The organism is Galbibacter marinus (assembly GCF_000300875.1).
In the GTDB taxonomy this organism is placed as follows: Bacteria; Bacteroidota; Bacteroidia; order Flavobacteriales; family Flavobacteriaceae; genus Galbibacter; species Galbibacter marinus.
On sequence record NZ_AMSG01000001.1, the window covers coordinates 175914 to 192681 of the forward strand.

At 37.8% G+C, this 16768-nt stretch carries 16 protein-coding genes; 8 read left to right on the top strand and 8 right to left on the bottom strand.

Annotation, left to right across the window (positions count from 1 at the left end; genetic code table 11):
- Positions 1 to 577 precede the first annotated feature (577 nt).
- From I215_RS00825 to trhO, 7 genes are all read right to left on the bottom strand, one after another.
- Complete coding sequence (locus I215_RS00825) at positions 578 to 1237, bottom strand: 3-oxoacid CoA-transferase subunit B (protein ID WP_008990043.1); 660 nt, start codon at positions 1235 to 1237, stop codon at positions 578 to 580.
- A gap of 27 nt (positions 1238 to 1264) precedes the next feature.
- Positions 1265 to 1966 carry a CoA transferase subunit A gene (locus I215_RS00830; RefSeq protein ID WP_008990044.1) on the bottom strand — a complete coding sequence of 234 codons (702 nt, stop codon included), beginning with the start codon at positions 1964 to 1966 and terminating at the stop codon, positions 1265 to 1267.
- 121 nt (positions 1967 to 2087) lie between these two features.
- Entirely contained in the window at positions 2088 to 2627 is a 540-nt protein-coding gene (locus tag I215_RS00835) for a nicotinamidase (protein WP_008990045.1), read from the bottom strand.
- A 57-nt stretch (positions 2628 to 2684) separates the two neighbouring features.
- A complete protein-coding gene (locus tag I215_RS00840) occupies positions 2685 to 5030 on the bottom strand; it encodes a penicillin-binding protein 1A (protein WP_008990046.1) in 2346 nt (781 codons plus the stop codon).
- Between the two features lie 2 nt (positions 5031 to 5032).
- Positions 5033 to 5521: a gliding motility lipoprotein GldH gene (locus tag I215_RS00845; protein WP_040459650.1), complete on the bottom strand. Its 489-nt coding sequence runs from the start codon at positions 5519 to 5521 to the stop codon at positions 5033 to 5035.
- Positions 5511 to 6680, bottom strand: a complete 1170-nt coding sequence (locus I215_RS00850; RefSeq protein WP_008990048.1) for a PSP1 domain-containing protein — start codon at positions 6678 to 6680, stop codon at positions 5511 to 5513. The genes I215_RS00845 and I215_RS00850 overlap by 11 nt, the downstream gene beginning before the upstream one ends.
- A 188-nt stretch (positions 6681 to 6868) precedes the next feature.
- The gene (gene trhO / locus I215_RS00855) at positions 6869 to 7897 is read right to left on the bottom strand and encodes an oxygen-dependent tRNA uridine(34) hydroxylase TrhO (protein ID WP_008990049.1); all 1029 of its coding nucleotides are present in this window, start codon (positions 7895 to 7897) and stop codon (positions 6869 to 6871) included.
- A 381-nt stretch (positions 7898 to 8278) separates the two neighbouring features.
- On the opposite strand from trhO, the gene recA reads away from it, so the two are divergent.
- The 4 genes from recA to I215_RS00875 all read left to right on the top strand — a co-directional run bounded on the left by recA (position 8279) and on the right by I215_RS00875 (position 11933).
- Positions 8279 to 9286 (top strand): recombinase RecA, encoded by a 1008-nt coding sequence (recA, locus tag I215_RS00860; RefSeq protein WP_008990050.1) that lies wholly within the window; start codon positions 8279 to 8281, stop codon positions 9284 to 9286.
- A gap of 111 nt (positions 9287 to 9397) precedes the next feature.
- Positions 9398 to 9883 (top strand): hypothetical protein, encoded by a 486-nt coding sequence (locus tag I215_RS00865; protein ID WP_156800156.1) that lies wholly within the window; start codon positions 9398 to 9400, stop codon positions 9881 to 9883.
- Positions 9883 to 10425, top strand: a complete 543-nt coding sequence (locus I215_RS00870; RefSeq protein WP_008990052.1) for an RNA polymerase sigma factor — start codon at positions 9883 to 9885, stop codon at positions 10423 to 10425. Before I215_RS00865 ends, I215_RS00870 begins: the two co-directional genes overlap by 1 nt.
- Before the next feature lie 23 nt (positions 10426 to 10448).
- Positions 10449 to 11933 (top strand): outer membrane beta-barrel protein, encoded by a 1485-nt coding sequence (locus tag I215_RS00875; RefSeq protein WP_008990053.1) that lies wholly within the window; start codon positions 10449 to 10451, stop codon positions 11931 to 11933.
- Between the two features lie 6 nt (positions 11934 to 11939).
- Here I215_RS00875 and I215_RS00880 read toward each other — a convergent pair whose 3' ends face one another.
- A complete protein-coding gene (locus I215_RS00880) occupies positions 11940 to 12689 on the bottom strand; it encodes a lysophospholipid acyltransferase family protein (protein WP_008990054.1) in 750 nt (249 codons plus the stop codon).
- A gap of 171 nt (positions 12690 to 12860) precedes the next feature.
- Between I215_RS00880 and trpS the strand changes: the two genes are divergently transcribed.
- The 4 genes from trpS (at position 12861) to I215_RS00900 (ending at position 16766) form a co-directional block, all read left to right on the top strand.
- Positions 12861 to 13829 carry a tryptophan--tRNA ligase gene (gene trpS / locus I215_RS00885; protein WP_008990055.1) on the top strand — a complete coding sequence of 323 codons (969 nt, stop codon included), beginning with the start codon at positions 12861 to 12863 and terminating at the stop codon, positions 13827 to 13829.
- Positions 13830 to 14053: 224 nt separating this feature from the next.
- Complete coding sequence (locus I215_RS00890) at positions 14054 to 15001, top strand: HU domain-containing protein (RefSeq protein ID WP_008990056.1); 948 nt, start codon at positions 14054 to 14056, stop codon at positions 14999 to 15001.
- A 146-nt stretch (positions 15002 to 15147) separates the two neighbouring features.
- Positions 15148 to 16170 carry an alpha/beta hydrolase gene (locus tag I215_RS00895; RefSeq protein WP_008990057.1) on the top strand — a complete coding sequence of 341 codons (1023 nt, stop codon included), beginning with the start codon at positions 15148 to 15150 and terminating at the stop codon, positions 16168 to 16170.
- A gap of 83 nt (positions 16171 to 16253) precedes the next feature.
- The gene (locus I215_RS00900; RefSeq protein WP_008990058.1) at positions 16254 to 16766 is read left to right on the top strand and encodes an acyl-CoA thioesterase; all 513 of its coding nucleotides are present in this window, start codon (positions 16254 to 16256) and stop codon (positions 16764 to 16766) included.
- Positions 16767 to 16768 lie beyond the last annotated feature (2 nt).

A 16768-nucleotide genomic window follows, 5' to 3' on the forward strand; every position in this document is an offset into this window, starting at 1 on the left:
TAAAAACAAGCAGAAAAGCCACATTAATAAAGGGATACTCCCCTTTAATTAAACCTAGCCTAAAATAGAAGAATTTTATTCTGATTTAAATTAAGAAAAGAAATTAATAACATACCAAGTTCAGAAAGAGCATAGCGATTAGAAAAATTATAAATTTTTAGAAATATATGTATAAAAAAGACTCAACGAATTGAGTCTTCTTAATACCTTATCTTATCACAAAAAAATATTTTAGGGGCAAGTTGTTCTACTATTAGGGTAATTTTAGAACATAAATACTTTTTTAGCAACAAGAAATAGATTTTTAATTAAAGTCAATGTCCCTTTAACACTGTATGAGGTAGATTGGCTTTCTTGGTTGGAATCGTAGGTTAAGGTATAATCTTCCATTTCACAATAGTTTAATTAGTAATCCACTTGGGAACCTAAATATAGATCACATTTATTTAATCAGCACATTTTTGTTGTGAACCGTTTGAAAGATGTTGTGAATTGATCAAATTGTGAAAATAATGGGGGTCTACCCCAATTAAAAAACGTGAATTTGAATAAATATTAAATATAACTGGGAGTAATCTTAACTGAAGGTCATTTCTGGAACTTCATTCGGGATTATCAAAGTACCCGCGGTAGCAGCTTCAATTTCCTTTACACTAATACCAGGTGCACGTTCTAAAACTAAGAACCCCTTGTCTGTAATTTCAATAACAGCTAGATTAGTAACAATCTTTTTGACACAGCCCACACCTGTTAAGGGTAGGCTACAGGATTCCAGAAGTTTGGACTCTCCTGCCCTGTTAGTGTGCATCATTGCTACTATTATGTTTTCCGCAGAGGACACTAAATCCATAGCACCCCCCATACCTTTTACCATCTTTTCTGGAATTTTCCAATTGGCGATATCGCCATTCTGCGCCACTTCCATAGCCCCTAAAATAGTCAAGTCAACATGCTGACCCCGAATCATTCCAAAACTTAGGGAAGAGTCGAAAAAGGAAGCACCAGCAAGTGTGGTAATAGTCTGTTTCCCTGCATTGATCAAATCAGGATCTTCCTCTCCCTCCCAGGGAAATGGCCCCATACCCAACACACCGTTTTCACTTTGAAATTCAACGGCTATATCATCACGAACATAGTTAGCAACTAGTGTTGGTATTCCGATCCCAAGGTTCACGTAATAACCATCCTTAACTTCTTTGGCGATACGTTGTGCGATTTGCTCTTTACTCAGTGCCATGTTACTTATTTATTAGGTTGTTGATTATTATGGACGTTTTCTAACGGTTCGTTGTTCGATGCGTTTTTCATAAGTCTTTCCTTGAAAGATTCTTTGTACAAATATTCCAGGAATATGAATTTGATTGGGATCCAGGCTTCCAGCAGGAACGAGCTCCTCTACCTCAACAACAGTAATGGTAGCTGCCCCACACATCGCAGGATTGAAATTTCGAGCTGTACCCTTAAAAATAAGGTTTCCAGCATGATCACCTTTCCAGGCCTTAATAAAAGCAAAGTCCGCTTTAAAGGCCTCTTCCAATATGTAGTTTTTACCGTTGAAATTTCTAACTTCCTTTCCTTGGGCGATCTCCGTTCCATAACCAGCGGGCGTAAAAAAAGCTGGAATTCCTACTTGGGCTGAACGACATCGCTCAGCTAAGGTTCCTTGTGGGACCAATTCTACTTCCATTTCTCCAGTGAGCATCTGCCGTTCAAATTCAGCATTTTCACCTACATAAGAAGCGATCATTTTACGGATTTGTCGCTTTTGCAGTAGCAACCCTAAACCAAAATCATCCACCCCAGCATTATTGGAAATACAACAAAGGTCTTTTACTCCCATTGTCACCAATTCGTTGATACAATTTTCTGGAATTCCACAAAGTCCGAAGCCTCCAAACATCATAGTCATGCCGTCCTGAACACCTTCAAGGGCTTCTTGTATTGAATTTACGCGCTTGTTAATCATTTTTCAATAATTTAAAGGAAAATTACGAATAATTCAACAGATTTAAAACCTCGGGGATAAAAATTGAAGAATATTTTATTGGAATAAAGACATCTATTATTCCAAACAAGTAAGTTTAGGTTTAAATTTGACTTGAAAGTACCAATTCACAACCTGCCTTTTCCATCTGTTTCAAAGCACGATCACCATCACCCTCTTTAAGATTTACAGCTCTGACAGCATCCTTAATAACAAAGGTATTAAATCCTTGTTTTTGGGAATCTAATGCGGAAGATAATACGCAATAATCAGTGGCAATTCCACAAACATAAACCGTATCAATTTCTTTGGATTTAAGGTATTGGGAAAGGTCAAGATTCGTAGCCTCGAATGCGGAGTAACCGTCGTCTAGATTCGCGGTGCCTTTTTCTACCACCTGGTCAATTACTTCAGTATTCAGATCTGCATGAAACTCAGCTCCGTGAGAACCTGCTACGCAATGACTTGGCCATTTTTCAAAATGAATCGTCTTTTCGGGATGCCAATCCTTTGATGCCACAACTAGATCAAACTTATCTGCAATGGCATTAATTACGGGAGCAACCTCTTCTCCCCCTTTGGTAGCAAGGGCTCCTCCAGTACAAAAATCATTTTGAACATCTACGATCAATAAAGCTTTCATGACACTTTAGTTATTTTGATATGACAACCTTTACAAATCTGATTAAAGGTAAAGGTCTTAAAAATCGATATCTAAGTTTTCATTATAATCCACCTGTATGGAGTCTTGAGATGCTTCAGGAGGTAAATCACAATCCACCCGTATAGTCATTTCCTCTGGTTCTTCGAAGGCTTCTTTTGAAACATCCAAATCCTCATCGGCATATAATTTCTTCATATATACCCCCCAAATAGGTAGCGCCATACTTGCTCCTTGGCCATAACGGATTCCAGCAAAGTGAATGGAACGATCTTCTCCTCCTACCCAAACTCCAGTCACCAGATTAGGAACCATTCCCATAAACCAGCCATCACTTTGATTTTGAGTAGTACCTGTTTTTCCTGCAATGGGATTGGTAAATTCATAAGGATAGCCTGTTATAATTTCCTTGTAAATTTGCTGATTTTTAGCATAATTTCCTCGTAGCCTTGCACCTGAACCACTTTGGGTAACTCCTTCCATTAATTTCACAGTAGTGTAAGCGACTTCTTGACTTAGAACGTCTCTAGTCTCAGGGACTGATTCGTATAATACAGTACCATTTTTATCTTCGATACGAGTAATCATCACAGGTTTTACATAAACCCCTTTATTGGCAAAAGTACCAAATGCCCCAACCATTTCATATACCGAAAGATCAGGAGTTCCTAAACCAATTGACGGCACTGGCAGAACAGGAGATTCAACGCCCATGCGCTGAATTAAATTCACCACAGGCTGAGGGCCTACTTTATCCATAAGTCTTGCAGTAATGGTATTAACCGATTTAGCAAGCGCTTCTTTTAAGGTAATCATCTCCCCAGAGTATTTACCATTGGAGTTTTTAGGACACCAAGGTTCCATATTCCCATACTTATGCGCTTCAATACACGTATAAATATCAGGCAACACATCACAGGGCGATAAATGCAACTGATCAATCGCAGTAGCATAAACAAAAGGCTTAAAGGTAGATCCAACTTGTCGACGACCTTGTTTAACGTGATCGTACTGAAAATGTTTATAATTAATACCTCCAACCCAGGCCTTAACATGCCCTGATTGAGGATCCATGGACATCATTCCAGTCTGTAAAAAGTGTTTGTAGTAACGCAGTGAATCCAAAGGCGTCATAACTGTATCAATTTCCCCTTTCCAGCTAAAGATTCTCATAGGCCTTTCTTGTTTAAAAGAAGCTAAGATTTCCTCGGAAGATTTACCTAAATCATCTCGCATATGTCTCCAACGCTCGGATCTACGCATAGAGTTTTCGATGAGCTTATCGGTTTCTGCCTGGGTTAGATCATGGAATGGTGCCGTTTTATTTCGCTCCTTTGTGTTTTGTACAAAAAACTCAGCTTGAAGCCTAGACATATGTTCATTCACTGCCTCTTCAGCATACTGTTGCATGCGTGAATCTATAGTTGTGAAAATTCTTAGACCATCTAAGTATATATTATACTTCTCTCCATCAGGACGGAAATTTTTAGGATCAGAAGTCCAGTCTTTAAGCCAATCTCTCAGATACATTCTAAAATAAGTGGCAATCCCTTCACGATGCGATTCAGGATGATAATCGATCTCGAGCTCAGAAGCTTTTAAGGTATCTAACTGAACTTCATTTATAAAATCATTCTTATACATTTGCTCAAAAACCACATTACGTCTGTTGGTTACCCCTACAGGATTTCTACGTGGATTGTAAAGTGATGAATTTTTGAACATCCCAACTAGCATAGCCGATTCATCCACTTCCAACTCATGAGGTTCTTTCCCAAAATATATTCGAGCTGCGGAACGGATTCCATCCGCAAAATTTCCAAAATCATAGATGTTAAAATACATCGCTATGATTTCTTCTTTGGTGTACTGTTCTTCTAACCGTATTGCAATAATCCATTCTTTGATTTTCTGGATAATTCGCTCACCAATATTAGAGGACACCTTATCTGTAAACAATTGTTTAGCTAGTTGTTGAGAGATTGTACTAGCTCCTCCTCTGGTACCTAAGAAAACAACAGCCCGAAGTGTACCCCATGCATCAATTCCAGAATGTCTATAATAACGCTCATCCTCGGTAGCAATTAACGCATTCACCAAGTGATCTGGCAACTCTTCAAAATCTACTGGAGTTCTGTTATCATCTAAGTAATATTTCCCTAGAGTTTTACCATCTGAAGAAATCACTTCGGAAGCCAAATTTGTATCAGGACTTTCTAATACTTCAAAGGTTGGAAGTTTACCAAATACGCCCCATGAGGCTAACAAAAAGATTAGAGCTACAAAAAGTAACCCTGCTCCAATTATTCCCCAAAACCACAATATGTACTTTTTAAAACTCCCTTGCTTTTTAACAGTTTGTTTCTTTGATGCTTTTTTAGCCATCTCTATTTTGCTGATTTTTCTATACGTATACCTACGTCAGTTACACCCTCTAAGGTTGTTACGCCCTCAACATTTCCATTTTTTCTCATGGCATGCTGTATGGCAATTTTGTAATTCCCTAGCTCTGGGAAGACTATGTCTTCCTTATAAAAAAGTTTATTTTCTTTTAATGATGAAAATCCTTGGCCCAACCACTCTCCACTAGCCTTGGCCATTTGGTATTGTAAGGTATCGGCCACTACTTTTCCATTTGGAAAATTCATATTGACAATCAAAAACAGGTTACTAAACCCGTAGTCCTCATTATTTCGAAGGTTGATAAACACATCATAAACCTGAGTGGAATCCGGAGCTGGAAAATCAAAAACAACCTCCTGTCCTTTTTCCCATCCATCAGAAAGCTCCTTATAGTCACCATAAACCATATTGGCATCGTTACATGATGCCAAAAGTATAATTATCAACCACAGGGCGGCAAACCTATTTAGCATTCTTTGGTCTTTTGGATTTATTGTTTGATTGACGTTTTTTGTTTTGGTTTCTTCTCTTTTTGCCTTTTGGCCGGTCAAAACGCGTTAAGCTGTCTTGACCTACAACGTTCTCAAAAGAAGTTTTAGTGTCTTCACTTAACTCAACCGCATAATCTTCCAAACTAGCTACGGTTTGTTTTTTCTTATGCAATTCAATAATTTCTTTTACCTGATCGGTGGTAAGCACATACCAGTTTGCCCATTCTCCTTCATAGGCATACCACATCATTTCTTTAAAAATATCCACTTTTTGACAAACGGCATCTCCTTTTTTGGTTTTCAACCGAATTTCTTGGCTTGGAAATCCTTTTAAAGCATCTAGGTAGGCATCTAATTCATAATTCAAACAACATTTAAGCTTCCCACATTGACCAGCTAGTTTTTGTGGATTTAAAGACAATTGTTGGTATCGAGCTGAGGCTGTATTTACAGACCTAAAATCTGTCAACCACGTTGAACAGCATAACTCTCGACCACAAGACCCTATTCCACCTAAACGAGCGGCTTCTTGACGGTATCCGATCTGACGCATTTCTATACGAATCCCAAAAGCTCTAGCCATGTCCTTAATCAATTGACGAAAATCCACACGTTCCTCAGCCGTATAATAGAAGGTAGCCTTAGAGCCATCTCCTTGAAATTCAACATCTGAAATCTTCATCGCTAGTTCCAGCCTAATAGCCAACTCACGAGAGCGCTTTTGCACTTCAGCCTCTTTATCTCTAGCGGCCTGCCATACATCAATATCTTTTTGTGAAGCTTTTCTATATATTTTTGGTAGGGTTTCATCTTTATAATCTACCTTTTTCTTCTTCATCTGTACTCTAACCAATTCACCAACTAAGGTTACAATCCCCACATCGTGGCCAGATTGCGCCTCTGTAGCAACAATATCCCCAATAGAAAGTGTTATTGTACTAGGTTTTCTAAAGAATTCTTTTCTACTGTTTTTGAATCGTACCTCTACACAGTCAAATACTTCTTGACCATTGGGTAATGACATATTTGAAAGCCAATCAAAAACGGTAAGTTTATTACAACCATCTGTTCCGCAAGTACCGTTATTTTTACACCCACGTGGTTGCCCACCCTTACCGGTTGAACAACTGCTACATCCCATAATTTTTATATATTGATCCGAAAATTTTCATGTTTAGAAAACTTCGGATTTAGGTTCATAAATTCATTTTCCTATTGGTAAAGATACTATTTTCAAATTAGTTAAACCGAACAGGTTTTAAACTTCGTAAATACTTGGTTTGAATACTTCTTCCAGCCCTTATATTTACTAGAATTCTTAATTTAGGGCTATTTGAATTTTAAAACTTCTGAACGTCCTTTTTTGAAAATCATATTACTTTTAGTTTGACCTCTTCGAAGTGCTTTTTGCTCCTCATATGGTAAGGCCGCAATTTCTGCACATTTCTCTGAACAACAACCACTTAGCTTCTCAGCACATTCAGGACACTGTATAAATAGTAAATGACATGCTTCATTAGCACAATTCACATGCGTATCACACGGCTTACCGCACTGGTGACAATGCGCGATAACATCCTCTGAAATCCTCTCAGCGCGTCGCTGGTCAAAAACAAAGTTCTTTCCAATAAATTTATTTTCTAGGTTCTTTTCTTCAACTTGACGCACATAATTGATAATGCCACCTTCGAGTTGAAAGACATTTTTAAAACCTTTGTGTTTATAATAAGCACTGGCTTTTTCACATCGTATTCCACCAGTACAATACATCACCAAGTTTTTATCTTCCTTATGCGTCTTTAAGTCCTCTTCTATTATAGATAAGGAATCTCTAAAAGTGTCAACATCTGGAGTGACAGCATTTTTAAAATGACCTATTTCACTTTCATAGTGATTTCTCATATCGACAAGTACCGTATTAGGATCTTCGATCAGGGTATTGAATCGCTCCGCATCCACGTGTACGCCTTTATTAGTAACATCAAAGGTATCGTCGTTTAAACCATCTGCTAAAATCTTATCCCTTACTTTTACTTTAAGTTTGAGAAAAGAAAAATTATCCTGTTCTATGGCAATGTTCAATCGTACGTCTTCCAAAAAACTAATAGAATCCAAGTGATCTTTAAATTTCTGGAAATGATCAGCCGGAACTGATAATTGTGCATTAATCCCTTCGTGGGCTACATAAATACGGCCTAGGACGTCCAATTCATTCCAAGCGACAAAGAGATGATTTCTAAAAATTTCTGGATTACCGATTTTTGCATATGTATAGAAAGAGATGGTAAGGCGTTCCTTTCCAGCTTGCTCAATAAGCTTTGCTCTTTCCTCTGCGCTAAGATTATTGTACAGTTGCATGCTATACTAATATTTTTAGGTTAAAGAAATAAATTTTTGCAAAAATACACATTTTTAAACAATCCTTCTCTCCAGACTAAGTATTGATTTGCGAAGTAAAAAGAACCCCGGCCAGTCTCTGAATCTTTTTTAGTAATTGAATTCACCTTAAGCACCATTATTACAGTAAAAAAAGATGAATCCAATGGCTCGCATTGTTGTCCTAAAGGGTCAAGGAATCGAATTTTGAGAAAGGCACCTAGCTCTGCCTTAAAGAATTATAAAAACTTCCTTTCTTTGACCAAAAGATAAAAATTGTTAATAAAGGTTACTTAATTGCATTGTGTGCTGTCAAAAGAAATAGTATTTTAGCAGCTATCAAATTTTAAGATTTAAGAGAAAATGAGTTCGGAAAAAGATGCAAAGTTAAAAGCACTCAAACTTACCCTTGATAAGTTAGATAAGACTTATGGTAAGGGCGCAGTTATGAAAATGGGTGACAGTGTTGTTGAAGATGTTGAGGTAATCCCTACTGGTTCTATCGGTTTGGATATTGCATTAGGTGTAGGAGGTTATCCCCGCGGAAGGGTTATTGAAATATATGGTCCTGAATCATCCGGTAAAACTACCCTTACCCTGCATGCCATTGCAGAGGCACAAAAAGCAGGTGGAATCGCAGCGTTTATTGATGCAGAGCATGCCTTTGATAGGTTTTATGCAGAAAAACTAGGTGTTGATATAGACAACCTAATTATTTCACAACCAGATCACGGGGAGCAAGCATTAGAAATCGCCGATAACTTAATTCGTTCAGGAGCCATCGATATTGTCATTATTGACTCAGTTGCAGCATTAACTCCAAAGAGTGAAATTGAGGGAGAAATGGGTGATTCTAAAATGGGATTACACGCAAGGTTAATGTCGCAGGCTTTACGAAAGTTAACATCTAGTATTAGTAAAACAAAATCCACTGTGATTTTCATCAACCAGTTACGTGAAAAGATTGGGGTGATGTTCGGGAACCCTGAAACCACCACTGGAGGTAATGCTTTAAAATTCTATGCCTCTGTTAGATTGGATATTAGACGATCTACTCAAATTAAAGGTAATGACGGTGAGGCTTCTGGTAATAAAACCAGAGTTAAAGTGGTGAAAAACAAAGTAGCTCCTCCATTTAAAACCACTGAGTTCGATATTATGTATGGTGCTGGAATCTCTCGTATTGGGGAAATTCTCGACTTAGGAGTTGAATATGAAATTATCAAAAAAAGTGGATCTTGGTTTAGTTATGGAGACACCAAACTTGGCCAAGGACGTGATGCAGTGAAAGTTATACTTCAAGACAACCCAGAGCTTTTAGAAGAACTGGAAGTCAAGATAAAAGACGCAATAAACACAATCAGTAACTAATCAACAACCTAACTGATTTGTAGAAATCCCAGAGCAATCTGGGATTTTTTTTATCCCATGCGCAACCCTCATCTTAAAATCGCATCTTAAGTGTATAACTTAATAAAGCAGATGATGAAGATTTTTAATTCAATCCTATTATTGGTAACACTCGTAGTGGCAAGCTCTTGCGATGTAGATGATGACAATACTAATTTCCATTACGAAACTCTTGAAATTACAGATGCGAAATTACCTGAAGCATTTGAATACGGTAAATTATATACCGTTGAATTTAATTACTTAAGACCTACCAACTGTCACTATTATGAAGGTTTTGATTTTCAAAAAACCGATAAGACAGAGCGTACTATTTATGCCATTGGTGCTGTTTTAGATCAGACTGATTGTCAAGAGCTCACTGAGGACAATATTGGTACTGCAACTTTTAACTTTGAGGTACGTTATAACGATCCCTATACCTTTAAATTTTATTCAGGTGATAACGAAGATGGAGAAAAGCAGTATATTACCATCGAAGTTCCAGTAGCTCAAGATTCTACTAGAACATCTGGGATCAAACAAGCTAACATTATTAAATCAAGCCAGTATAATTAGTGAGTTTAGAACAACTCATAGAACAATGTAAGGCACAGGATAGAAAGGCACAAGAAAAATTATACAAGCTATTTAGTAACAAACTTTATAGCATTTGCCTTAAATATTCTCGTAATGCTACCGAGGCAGAAGACAATCTGCACGATAGTTTCATGACCATTTTTGAAAAAATTAATGGCTATAGTTACAAAGGATCCTTCGAGGGATGGATCAAAAGAATTACCGTAAATACGGTTCTTCAAAAATATCGCAAACAAGGAACTTTTGACAGCCTTCCATACAATCTGGAAGAAGACATCAATGTTTCAACAGAACAGCAAGAAGAATATAGTCTGGATTATCTATTAGGTATCATACAGAGTTTACCTGATAGATACAGACTGACTTTTAACCTCTATGTCCTAGATGGGTATTCCCATAAAGAAATTGCGACCATGCTGGATATATCAGAGGGAACATCGAAATCGAATTTAGCTAGGGCAAAAATGGCCCTAAGAAATAAAATTGAAGGAAGGGATAACAACAGGGTTCAAACTATTTAGTCACCCGCTATGTATGTAGTAAAATGGACGAAAGAAAAAACATAGAACGCTTTTTTCAGGAAAAGTTTAAAAACTTTGAGGCTGATTCACCAGAGCACATCTGGGGTAAGATCGATCAGTCCCTGAGCAAAAAAGGCACTAACAGAAAAGTGATTCCACTTTGGTGGAAAATTGCAGGAGCTGCCGCACTATTAGCTGGTGTTTTGTGGACTGGAAACTTATTCCTTAATCCAGAGATCCCCAGTGGCATTCAAAGCGTCACAGAAACTAACACCAAAGATAGTACCTCCACCGGCCAGTCACAAGAATCTGTGGTTGCTAATGATCAGGATAACCAAACCCCTTCAACAACTAAAGATCAAGATACCAATAGAAGCCTAAGACCAGCAGAAGAAATCCATCCAACCCAAGAGTCAACAAGCCTGCAAGGTGTTGCTCAGACCAAATCAGATAATGATGACACTTATAACTCATCATTAGGAAAAAAACAGCAGAACAAGGATCAAATCGCCACAGACCAAGCTTTAGCACAAGGGGAACAGAAGACAAATCAAAATCCTGATAAAAAAGACATAAAAGATCCAAGCACAGGTCAGCGACCAAAAGAATTAAATAACATTTCAGAGGATAGTAGTTGGGCACAAGTCGATGAGTCCGCTAAGGAAAAAGAAGAAGACAACTTAGACAAACCATCTATATTAGAGGCCATTAAGGAGATGGAGAAATCCAAGCAAGACGCCTTAGCTTCTAACGAAAACAACAAACGCGATCTTCGCTGGTCAGTTCAACCTAATGTGGCTCCAGTATATTACAATTCCTTAAGTGAAGGTTCTCCACTGAGTCAGCAGTTTGCAGAGAATTCTAAACAGGGAGATGTCACCATTAGCTTTGGGGTAAATATCGCCTATCAAATAAGTAAAAGGCTCAGCATTCGTTCTGGTCTTAACTCTGTTGATATGGGTTATGCCACAGACGGCATTGAGTTTGGACCTGCCATAAGTAGCACCAAAGGACACCAGCTCAATGTAAGATTCAACAATGCCCCTGCAGGTGCACCCCAACAACCTAACATCGCTCTCTCTGATGGGAAGTCCCCATTATACAATGAAGATAGTGAATTACAAGCGAGGTCTGAGAATACTCACCAAGGAAGTATCAATCAAAAATTTGGATATTTAGAAATCCCTTTAGAATTAAAATACCGATTGGTTGACACCAAAGTCGGGGTAAATATAATTGGAGGATTTAGCTCCTTATTTTTAACGGACAATAAAGTAATCATCAGCAGTAATAACAATTTAAAATCCGAAGTTGGTGAGGCTAGTAACTTAAACGACACTAGTTTCAGTACCAATATTGGAATTGGATTGGACTACCAATTCTCCGAGAAATTACTTTTCAACTTAGAACCCATGTTTAAGTATCAAATGGGAACCTTTTCTTCAGATGATGGTGGATTTTCACCCTATATGTTAGGAGTGTATACTGGACTCAGCTTTAGCTTCTAAGCAAAATCATTTACTATTGCGCTTTTGAAGCGCAGATAATATAAGTGATCTTGTGCTTTGTTTAAGTGTCTCTGAGTGTTTTACATCCATATTCTGAGTTTTAATAAAGGGCATTACGACCGCTCTCATTCTTCCTGGTGATCCACTAAAAAACTCGTAAGAAAAACGCTTTTTATTATCTAAAAACGTAACGGGAACAATTGGAATTTGATGGGCTATAGCCAATTTAAAAGCGCCATCTTTAAAACTATCTAGAACAATGGAACTATCATCTGGAACGCCTCCTTCAGGAAAAATACAAATACTCAAGCCTTGATTTAACCTTCTTTGAGCTCTTTTATATACCAAAGTTCGACTCTGGGGTGAACTTCTATCTACCAGAATACACACTCGTTTATAGAAAAATCCAAAAAGCGGGATTTTAGCCAATTCTTGCTTGCCCACAAATACAAAAGGGTTCTTTGATACTTTTAGCATCATCATAATATCCATCATAGAGGTGTGGTTAGCCACCAACATATAACTCTTCCCCTTTTCCAAGGGTTCTTGGCGCCTTACCGTTGGAATAAAAAACATACCGTATAGTATAATAGTTGCCCAGATATTTCTAGCGACCCAGAAGAACTGAGGATAGAAGCGCTCACTTGAGGTTAACAAAATAAGTATCGGAAATAATATAACAATTGGTATACTAACCAAAATATAAAACCATATCCTATACAATAACTGTAAAGTAGCCAACAGAAATTTTATCATGAACCAAAAGTAAACATTTGTTATTTACTTTTTACAAAACACCCTACCTTTGTATCGTGGGTGCCTTGAAGGCAAAAAACTTAAAATAGCTTCACTCATGGGAAGCCTTTTAAAGGAATCAACCTAAAGACAACTACCATTACAATTACGATATTTAAAAAGAATAAAATAATGGCAAGAATACTTACTGGAATTCAAAGTACAGGAACACCTCATTTAGGGAATCTACTTGGAGCGATCATACCAGCTATTGAGTTGGCTCAACAATCCCAGAACGATTCATACCTTTTTATAGCTGATTTACATTCCTTGACTCAAATCAAAGACGGAGCCACTCTAAAGGCCAATACTTACGGTGTAGCTGCAGCATGGTTAGCATGTGGATTGGATATCGAAAAGGTTGTATTCTACAGACAGAGTGATGTTCCACAAACCACAGAACTCACCTGGTATTTAAGCTGTTATTTTCCATTTCAACGTCTCACATTGGCGCATTCCTTTAAGGATAAGGCTGACCGTTTGGAGGACGTAAACGCCGGGTTGTTTACCTACCCTATGCTCATGGCAGCAGACATATTACTTTACGATGCTGAAATTGTTCCAGTGGGAAAAGATCAAATGCAACATATTGAAATCACCAGGGATGTAGCCTCTAGAATTAATGCACAACTAGGTGAAATTTTCGTTATTCCAGAAGGTAAAGTACAACAAGAAACACAATATATCCCAGGTACTGATGGGCATAAGATGAGTAAGTCTAGAAACAATACCATCAACATATTCTTATCCGATAAGGCCTTGCGCAAACAGGTCATGAGTATTGAGACTGACAGTACGCCATTGGAAGAGCCTAAGAATCCTGATAGTTGTAATGTCTTTGGGCTATATAAACTATTAGCAGATGTTGACCAAATTAAACAAATGCGCGAAAAATATCTTGCAGGTGGTTTCGGTTATGGTCACGCAAAACAGGAGCTTTATGAATTAATTTTAGAAAAATTCAAAACCCAACGAGAGAAATTCAATTATTACATGGAACATTTAGATGAGATTGATGATGCCCTTGCTATTGGAGCTGAAAAGGCTAAACTAGTAGCTGATGGGGTGTTAAAAAAGGTTAGGACTAAAATGGGTTACTAAAACATTCAAAATACTTATCAACCAATAGGTTGTCTTTTTTACAAGATCTAGATCAAGAGTTAAAAAGCTGTCTTATAGTGCATTAAATATGGTATTAGCTTCCTAGAATCATAACCAAATGAAGGCGAAGCTACTAGATCGATTGTAAGAAAAAAAAACTGCTTTGTTAATAAATTTAGGAGCAGATAGAGCCAAGACATCCAATTTTTTTACATCTTTGTGTTATGCGAATTGAAAATTACATCAGCGATTTATTATACAGGTACCAGTGTGTCATCGTACCTGGATTCGGAGCATTTTTAACTCAATATCAAAATGCAAAGGTGCATGGAACTACCAATGCATTCTATCCACCTTCAAAATCCGTTTCTTTTAATGAACAATTACAATCCAATGACGGTTTGTTGACAAACTATCTAGCTGATGTTTTAAAAATATCCTATGAAGAGGCTTCTAAAAGGCTCTCCACAGGGGTTTCAAACTGGAAGGTTGCACTTGAAAATGAGGAAAAGCTTGAATTAAGTGGAATCGGAAGTCTATGGCTTAATGAAGAAGGCAAATTGCTTTTTCAACCTTCTTATCATATTAACTACTTGACAGATTCATTTGGTTTATCTTCATTTGTTTCTCCTGCAGTTCGCAGAGAAGAAATGAAGAAGGAGGTTATAGAACTAGAAGAAAAAGTTCCAATCGCATTTACTCCTGAGCGAAGAAAAAGTCCATCGTACCTAAAATATGCAGCCGTTGCTCTTTTAGCTTTGTCAGTAGGAACAGTGGGTTACCGTTATATGAATGAGATGGGAAGCGACCGTATGCAAATGATTCAAACTCAAGCACAACAGCAAATAGAAAGAAACATCCAACAAGCTACCTTTTTTGATGCAAGCCCTCTAGAAATGCCATCAGTAACTCTGAAGGTGAAAAAAGAGCCGCTTAAGTACCATATTGTAGCAGGGGCATTTAGAGTAGAAGAAAATGCAGACAAAAAAGTTGATGAGCTTAAAGAACAAGGATATAAAGCAATGCGAATCGGTAAAAACAAATACGGCCTTCATCAGGTGACCTATGCCAGTTTTTCGACCGTTCCACAGGCATTGGAATACTTGAGAACCATTAAGCGGACTGTAGCTTCGGAAGCCTGGCTTTTAGTAGATGAATTAGAACAAAATTAGTTCTATTTACAATCACCTTACCCTTAAATAATTAAATATCATTCTATTCAAATTATTACAGTAGAACTCTTTTTAGTACCTGTAATTTAATCTATAGGGTTCTTAAAATATTATGTATATTCGTGTAAAACCAAGACGATCAATCAATGAGAAAATTACTTTACCTTTTCGTGTTTTGTCTTCCATTAATTTCATTTGGACAAAACAACATCCCTGAGAATTACACCCTACATTCTGATGTTTTATGGGCTGAGCCTAAAGGATATAGCCTGACCATGGATATTTATTCTCCAAATAGCCAACAAGAATCCTACCCTGTTCTAATTATCTATCATGGGGGTGGATGGCTGATTAATGACAAATCCATCATGGATCAAATGTCTCAATATATTGCTTCGAACTCTAATTACGTGGTTTGTAATGTGGATTACCGCCTTTTAACGGCTAACGACAATACGACCACCATGAATGAAATTATACAAGATGCAATGGGGGCAGTACTTTGGGTCAAGGACCACATTGCAAAATACAAAGGAAATCCTGATCAAATAGCCGTTACAGGCGATAGCGCTGGTGGTCAATTAGCTGCGATGGTAGTTAATGCAGCCCAGAATCTTTCAGCAAATAGTTTTGATAGCGATCCAATTGGGTTTACCCCTACTTATATTCCAGAGGGAAAAACCATTGATCAGCTCATCGAAAATAACACCCTAGAGGTACAAGCGGCTGTATTAAGTTATCCTGCTGTTGACATCTATGCAACGGCGATGGGCGGTTTTGAAAAAGAATCAAACTTTTTCTGGCAAATGGGCGGCGCTAAAGCACGTTCGATATTTGGAGGTGACATAAATCCAACTTCAAACCCAGAATATTATAAACTTTCCTCCCCTATCTATACCATACCAAAGGCTAACGAGCGGAAATTACCACCACAATTCTGCCATGTAGGGACAGAGGATCAAACCACCACACCAAGTTCTATCAAATCCTATGTTGACGCATTAAAAGAACATGGACAGCAGGTAGAGTACTGGGAGTATCAGGGAAGAAATCACGCCTATTTGGATTCAGGAAGCAATGAGTTTTTGGGCAATACTTTTGGGGAGGATGCCATAACTCCGATTAAAAAAATTATTGCCTTCCTCGATGGTGTTTTCTATGAAAAATAATCAAAGAACAAGTTAATTTTATTGGTTAAATTTTATATAATTCAAAGAATTGCAGATATCTTTGCACAAAATATAAAACACACATGCAAGCAAAGACACCTAAGGAATCTCGTACCATCATGACAGATTTGGTTTTACCAAGTGAAACCAATCCTTTAAACAACCTTTTTGGAGGGGAGCTCTTGGCTCGGATGGATCGTGCAGCGAGTATTGCCGCCCGAAGACATTCTAGAAGAGTAACCGTAACAGCCTCGGTGAACCATGTTGCATTTAATCGTGCAATTCCTTTAGGTAGTGTTGTAACAGTTGAAGCTTGTGTTTCTAGAGCTTTTAATAGCTCCATGGAGATTTATCTAGATGTTTGGATTGAGGATCGAGAAAACGGCCATAGATCCAAAGCAAATGAGGCGATTTATACCTTTGTTGCGGTTGACGATACGGGTAAACCAGTAGCTGTGCCTGCAATCGTACCTGAAACCGATTTAGAAAATGAACGTTTTGATGCTGCCCTAAGAAGAAAACAGCTCAGTTTAGTACTAGCAGGTAAAATGAAACCGAAAGAGGCGACAGAACTCAAAGCCTTATTTGTAGATTAAGA

Bases quoted from the DNA above. Each gene is read 5' to 3' on its own strand.
- I215_RS00825 (WP_008990043.1), bottom strand. From the start codon at position 1,237: ATGGCACTGAGTAAAGAGCAAATCGCACAACGTATCGCCAAAGAAGTT.
- I215_RS00830 (WP_008990044.1), bottom strand. From the start codon at position 1,966: ATGATTAACAAGCGCGTAAATTCAATACAAGAAGCCCTTGAAGGTGTT.
- I215_RS00835 (WP_008990045.1), bottom strand. From the start codon at position 2,627: ATGAAAGCTTTATTGATCGTAGATGTTCAAAATGATTTTTGTACTGGA.
- I215_RS00840 (WP_008990046.1), bottom strand. From the start codon at position 5,030: ATGGCTAAAAAAGCATCAAAGAAACAAACTGTTAAAAAGCAAGGGAGT.
- I215_RS00845 (WP_040459650.1), bottom strand. From the start codon at position 5,521: ATGCTAAATAGGTTTGCCGCCCTGTGGTTGATAATTATACTTTTGGCA.
- I215_RS00850 (WP_008990048.1), bottom strand. From the start codon at position 6,680: ATGGGATGTAGCAGTTGTTCAACCGGTAAGGGTGGGCAACCACGTGGG.
- trhO (WP_008990049.1), bottom strand. From the start codon at position 7,897: ATGCAACTGTACAATAATCTTAGCGCAGAGGAAAGAGCAAAGCTTATT.
- recA (WP_008990050.1), top strand. From the start codon at position 8,279: ATGAGTTCGGAAAAAGATGCAAAGTTAAAAGCACTCAAACTTACCCTT.
- I215_RS00865 (WP_156800156.1), top strand. From the start codon at position 9,398: ATGATGAAGATTTTTAATTCAATCCTATTATTGGTAACACTCGTAGTG.
- I215_RS00875 (WP_008990053.1), top strand. From the start codon at position 10,449: ATGGACGAAAGAAAAAACATAGAACGCTTTTTTCAGGAAAAGTTTAAA.
- I215_RS00880 (WP_008990054.1), bottom strand. From the start codon at position 12,689: ATGATAAAATTTCTGTTGGCTACTTTACAGTTATTGTATAGGATATGG.
- trpS (WP_008990055.1), top strand. From the start codon at position 12,861: ATGGCAAGAATACTTACTGGAATTCAAAGTACAGGAACACCTCATTTA.
- I215_RS00890 (WP_008990056.1), top strand. From the start codon at position 14,054: ATGCGAATTGAAAATTACATCAGCGATTTATTATACAGGTACCAGTGT.
- I215_RS00895 (WP_008990057.1), top strand. From the start codon at position 15,148: ATGAGAAAATTACTTTACCTTTTCGTGTTTTGTCTTCCATTAATTTCA.
- I215_RS00900 (WP_008990058.1), top strand. From the start codon at position 16,254: ATGCAAGCAAAGACACCTAAGGAATCTCGTACCATCATGACAGATTTG.